The sequence below is a fragment of the Lichenihabitans sp. Uapishka_5 genome (assembly GCF_033947565.1).
In the GTDB taxonomy this organism is placed as follows: Bacteria; Pseudomonadota; Alphaproteobacteria; order Rhizobiales; family Beijerinckiaceae; genus Lichenihabitans.
Genome location: NZ_JARPVX010000146.1, coordinates 1 through 4,764 on the forward strand (window position 1 = coordinate 1; position 4,764 = coordinate 4,764).

Sequence of the window (4,764 nt, forward strand, 5' to 3'; positions counted from 1 at the left end):
CGTCGGCGCCACGGTTTTTGGGGGGTCGGGAGCGCAGGGTCGGCCATCAGGGATCCGGAAAAGCGATGAGCAATGCGATGTGGGGCGGCCGGTTCGCGAGCGGCCCGGATGCCATCATGGAAGAAATCAACGCGTCCATCGACTTCGACAAGCGCCTCGCTGTCCAGGACATCCGCGGCTCACAGGCCCACGCGGCCATGCTGGGCGCCACGGGGATCGTCTCAGGCCCCGATGCCGCGGCGATCGGCGCGGGCCTAACCCAGGTGGCGGGCGAAATCGAGGCGAACACGTTTACGTTCCGTCGCGACCTCGAGGACATTCACATGAACGTGGAATCCCGGCTGGCCGCGCTGATCGGCCCCGTGGCGGGCCGCCTCCACACGGCGCGCTCGCGCAACGACCAGGTGGCGCTCGACTTCCGGTTATGGGTGCGGGACACGGTGGACGGGCTCGATGCCGGCCTGCGCGACCTGCAGGGGGCGCTGGCCGAGAAGGCCCTGGCCCATACCGACGCCGTGATGCCGGGCTTCACCCACCTGCAATCGGCCCAGCCGGTGACGCTCGGCCACCATCTCCTGGCCTATGTGGAGATGATCGGGCGCGATCGCGGCCGGCTGCGCGATGCTCGCGCCCGCATGAACGAATGCCCGCTCGGGGCGGCTGCGCTGGCCGGCACCTCGTTCCCGATCGATCGCCATCAGGTGGCGGCCGCCCTCGGCTTCGAGGGGCCGACCCGCAACTCGCTCGACACGGTGGCGGATCGCGATTTCGTGCTCGAGGTGCTGGCCGCGGCGTCGATCTGCGCCATCCACCTGTCGCGCTTCGCCGAGGAGATCGTCTTGTGGGCGACGCCGCAATTCGGCTTCGCGGCCTTGTCGGACAAGTTCTCGACCGGCTCCTCGATCATGCCGCAAAAGCGCAACCCGGACGCGGCCGAACTCGTGCGCGGCAAGGCCGGCCGCATCGTCGGCGCCCTGACCGGGCTGCTGATCGTCATGAAGGGCCTGCCGCTCGCCTATTCGAAGGACATGCAGGAAGACAAGGAGGGCACCTTCGACGCCCTCGACGCGCTGGCGCTTTGCGTGGCCGCCACGGCCGGCATGGTGCGCGACCTGAAGCCCGACCTCGCCCGCATGGAACAGGCGGCGGGCTCGGGCTTCGCCACCGCGACCGACCTCGCCGACTGGCTGGTGCGGGTGCTCGGCCTGCCGTTCCGGGAAGCCCACCACGTCACAGGCCGCATCGTGGCGGCGGCGGCCGAGCGCAGCACGACGCTCGAAGCACTGCCGCTCGACGCCATGCAGGCGATCGAGCCCGGCATCACGGCCGCGGTCTTCAGCGTGCTCGGCGTCCGCAACTCGGTGGCGAGCCGCACGAGTTTCGGCGGCACCGCGCCCGCCAACGTGCGGGCGCAGGCGACAAGCTGGCTGGAGCGGCTGGCCGCCGAAGCCCCGTCGGCTTGACCGCTGGCCCGGTGAGGTTTCCGGGCCTCGATCGATCAAGTGAAATCCGCGAGCCGCTCCAGCAGCCATTGCCCGGCCGGGCCCGGCGGGGCGTCGGCGCGGTGGATCGCCGAGAAACCGTAACTGTGGTCGGGCAGGTCGGCGATGCGGAGATGGGTGAGCCGCCCCGCCGCGATGTCGGGCCGCACCGCATGTTCGGGCATGTTGCCCCAGCCGAGCCCGCCGACCAGCAAAGCGTGCTTGGCCCCGAGATCGGCGAGCCGCCAGGTTTGCGGGCTCAGCACCGCGAAGTCGTGCCCCTTGGTGAGTTCCGAACGGTCGGTCAACACCAGCTGGATGTGATGCTGCAGCTCTTCGCGCGGGATCGGGCCGCCGGGCCGGGCCAGCGGATGCCCGGGCGCCGCGACCGGCACCATCGTGACGGCATTGAGCGGCCGCGTCACCAGACTGCCGATCTCCACCATGCGCGGGCCCGTGACGCCGATCATGCAGGTGCCGTCGAGCACCAGGCGCGCCACCGAGCCGAGCGATTCCGTGTAAAGCCGCAGCCCGACGGTCGGAAAGGCTTCCCGGAAGGCCGACAGGACCCGCACCAGATGGTCGGTCGGCAGCATCACGTCGACCGCCAGCGCCACCTCGGCCTCGAGGCCCTGCAGCATGCCTTTGGCGCGCGCCCGCAACGCATCCGCGGCGGCCGCCACCTTGCGGGCCTCGGCCAGCACCGCCACGCCCGCCTCGGTCAGGACGGGAAGCCGGCGGCTGCGATCGAACAGCGGCACGCCGCCGAGCTGCTCCTCGAGATTGGCCACCGTGTAGCTGATCACCGACTGGCGCCGGTTCAACGCCCGGGCGGCGGCCGAAAACGAGCCCGCCTGGGCCACCGCCAGAAAGACGCGAAGCTGGTCGAGCGTGGGATATCCGAGCGTCGGCATGCGTAACGTTTCTTCGAGGGTCGGTTCGAGCTTACAGCCGGGAACCGGGCCGGTCAGCCACGGGGGTGCTTTCCGCTCGCTTAACCGGTGCCCCTGCTATAGTGAGCGGGACGATCTGCTGGAGGCAATTGCGTGGCCGTGTCGCGTCATATCAGGATGGGGGCGGTGCTGGGCGTCGTGCTGGTCAATTTGTCGGTCGCGGGCTGCGGCCGGCGCGGCAAGCTGGAACCGGCGCCGGACCCGAACGCCCCGGTGCGCAGCGACGTGACCAAGCAGGGCGTGCATCGGCGCGCCAAGAACCCGCCCATCCTGCCACCGCACGATTCGTTCATCCTCGATCCGCTGCTCTGAGCCATGCACCATTTCGTTCCCCGGGACGGCGTGCTGCACGCCGAGGACGTCGACCTCCGCATGCTGGCGGAGGCTGTCGGCACCCCGTTCTATTGTTATTCGCGGGCCACGATCGAGCGGCACTACCGCGTGCTGGCCGAGGCCTTCGCGGGCCAGCCGGCGCTGATCTGCTACGCCCTCAAGGCCAACTCCAACCAGGCGGTGCTGGGCGTGCTGGCGCGGCTCGGCGCCGGCATGGATGTGGTGTCGGAAGGCGAGCTCAGGCGGGCGCTGGCGGCCGGCGTGCCGGCCGGGCGCATCACCTTCTCGGGCGTCGGCAAGACGGCGCGGGAGATCGCGCTGGCGCTCGACGCCGACATCCTGTGCTTCAACGTCGAATCCGAACCTGAACTGGCGACGCTGTCGCGTCTCGCCGCCGCCAGCGGCCGCACCGCCCGCATCGCGCTGCGGATCAACCCCGACATCGACGCCAAGACCCACGCCAAGATTTCTACCGGCAAGGCCGAAAACAAGTTCGGCATCCCGCTCGGCCGCGCCCACGCGCTTTACGCCGAGGCGGCCCGCCTGCCCGGCATCGCGGTGACGGGCGTCGACATGCATATCGGGTCGCAGATCACCGACCTCGAACCTTTCGACAACGCCTTCGCGGTGCTGGCCGGGCTGGTGCGCGACCTCAGGGCCGCCGGCCACCTGATCGACCACGTCGACATCGGCGGCGGCCTCGGCATCCCGTATCACGCGGGCGAGGATGCCTCCGCGTTCCATCCCACCCGCTACGCCGCCCTGGCGCGACGCCACCTCGACGGGCTCGACGTCACGGTGGTGCTCGAGCCGGGCCGGCTGATCGTCGGCAATGCGGGGCTGCTGGTGACGGCCGTGGTGGCCGTGAAGCAAGGCGAAGCGAAAAGCTTCGTGGTGGTGGACGCCGCCATGAACGACCTCATCCGCCCAACCCTCTACGAGGCCCACCACGACATCCGTCCCGTGGTCGAGCCCGCCGGTACCGCCACCGTGACGGCCGACGTGGTCGGACCCGTTTGCGAGACCGGCGATTATCTGGCGCTCGGCCGCGCGATGCCGGAGCCGCGGGCGGGCGACCTCCTGGCGGTGTTTTCGGCCGGCGCCTATGGGGCCGTGCAGGCCGGCACCTACAACACCCGCCTGCTGGTGCCCGAGGTGCTGGTCGACGGCGCGCGCTGGGCCGTGGTGCGGCCACGCGGCACCTATGAAGAGTTGATCGGCCTCGACCGCGTCCCGGCCTGGGTGGCGGCCCCGACCGCCACGCCATAAGTCCGCCGCAGGCCGGTGGTGGATCCTGCGGCCATGCGGGCGAGCGGCAGGCGACGGCGTGGGGTGTGGGGGGGCGTGCTGGCCGCCCTTCTTCTGTCGGCCGCGCCCGCACTGACCCAGGAGGCGCCGCCCCCGGCCACCGATGCGACGCCCCCACCATCGGCCACGGAACTCGAGGCGAAGCGGCGCGAAATCGCGGCGCTCGACGGCGCCGCCGCGGTGTCGGGCGAGCAGAAGCGCAAGATCGAAGCCGACATCGAGGCGATCCGCACCGATCGCGCCCGGCTCAATGCCGCCCTCATCGAGACCACCGCCAAGGTGCAGGCCGCGGATGCGCGGGTCGATGCCCTCGGCAGCCGCCTCGCCACCATGGCGGGCAGCGAGGAAGCGATCCGCACCTCGCTCGAAAGCCGCCGCGGCGTCATCGGCGAGGTGCTGGCCTCGCTGCAGCGGCTCGGCCGGAAGCCGCCGCCCGCCATTCTGGTGCGGCCGGAAGACATCCTGTCGACCCTCCGGACGGCCATCATGCTGGGCGCCGTGGTGCCGGAGCTGCGGGCCGAGGCCGAGGCGCTCGCCTCCGACCTGAACGACCTCGGCAGCCTGCGAACCGCCATGACGACCGAGCGCGCCAACCTGACGGGTCAGCTCGGCGACCTGCATGCCGAGACGGCCCGCCTCGACGGGCTGGTGGCGGCCCGGCAGGCGGCGCTCGCGGCGGACTTCACCGA

The 4,764-nt window shown here is 71.1% G+C and carries 5 protein-coding genes; 4 read left to right on the top strand and 1 reads right to left on the bottom strand.

All coding sequences use genetic code 11. The features are described 5' to 3' along the window. Positions 1 to 65 precede the first annotated feature (65 nt). Positions 66 to 1,463: an argininosuccinate lyase gene (argH, locus tag P7D22_RS22320; RefSeq protein ID WP_319936454.1), complete on the top strand. Its 1,398-nt coding sequence runs from the start codon at positions 66 to 68 to the stop codon at positions 1,461 to 1,463. A gap of 35 nt (positions 1,464 to 1,498) precedes the next feature. Here the strand turns inward: argH and P7D22_RS22325 are convergent, their stop codons facing one another. Then, positions 1,499 to 2,395 (bottom strand): LysR family transcriptional regulator, encoded by an 897-nt coding sequence (locus P7D22_RS22325; RefSeq protein ID WP_319936455.1) that lies wholly within the window; start codon positions 2,393 to 2,395, stop codon positions 1,499 to 1,501. A 132-nt stretch (positions 2,396 to 2,527) separates the two neighbouring features. Here P7D22_RS22325 and P7D22_RS22330 point away from each other — a divergent pair, with 132 nt between their 5' ends. The 3 genes from P7D22_RS22330 to P7D22_RS22340 all read left to right on the top strand — a co-directional run. Beyond that, a complete protein-coding gene (locus tag P7D22_RS22330) occupies positions 2,528 to 2,746 on the top strand; it encodes a hypothetical protein (RefSeq protein WP_319936456.1) in 219 nt (72 codons plus the stop codon). 3 nt (positions 2,747 to 2,749) lie between these two features. Further along, positions 2,750 to 4,036 (top strand): diaminopimelate decarboxylase, encoded by a 1,287-nt coding sequence (lysA, locus tag P7D22_RS22335; protein ID WP_319936457.1) that lies wholly within the window; start codon positions 2,750 to 2,752, stop codon positions 4,034 to 4,036. 33 nt (positions 4,037 to 4,069) lie between these two features. After that, positions 4,070 to 4,764 (top strand): murein hydrolase activator EnvC family protein (locus tag P7D22_RS22340; protein ID WP_442916133.1); only part of this gene is annotated, 695 nt, incomplete at its 3' end.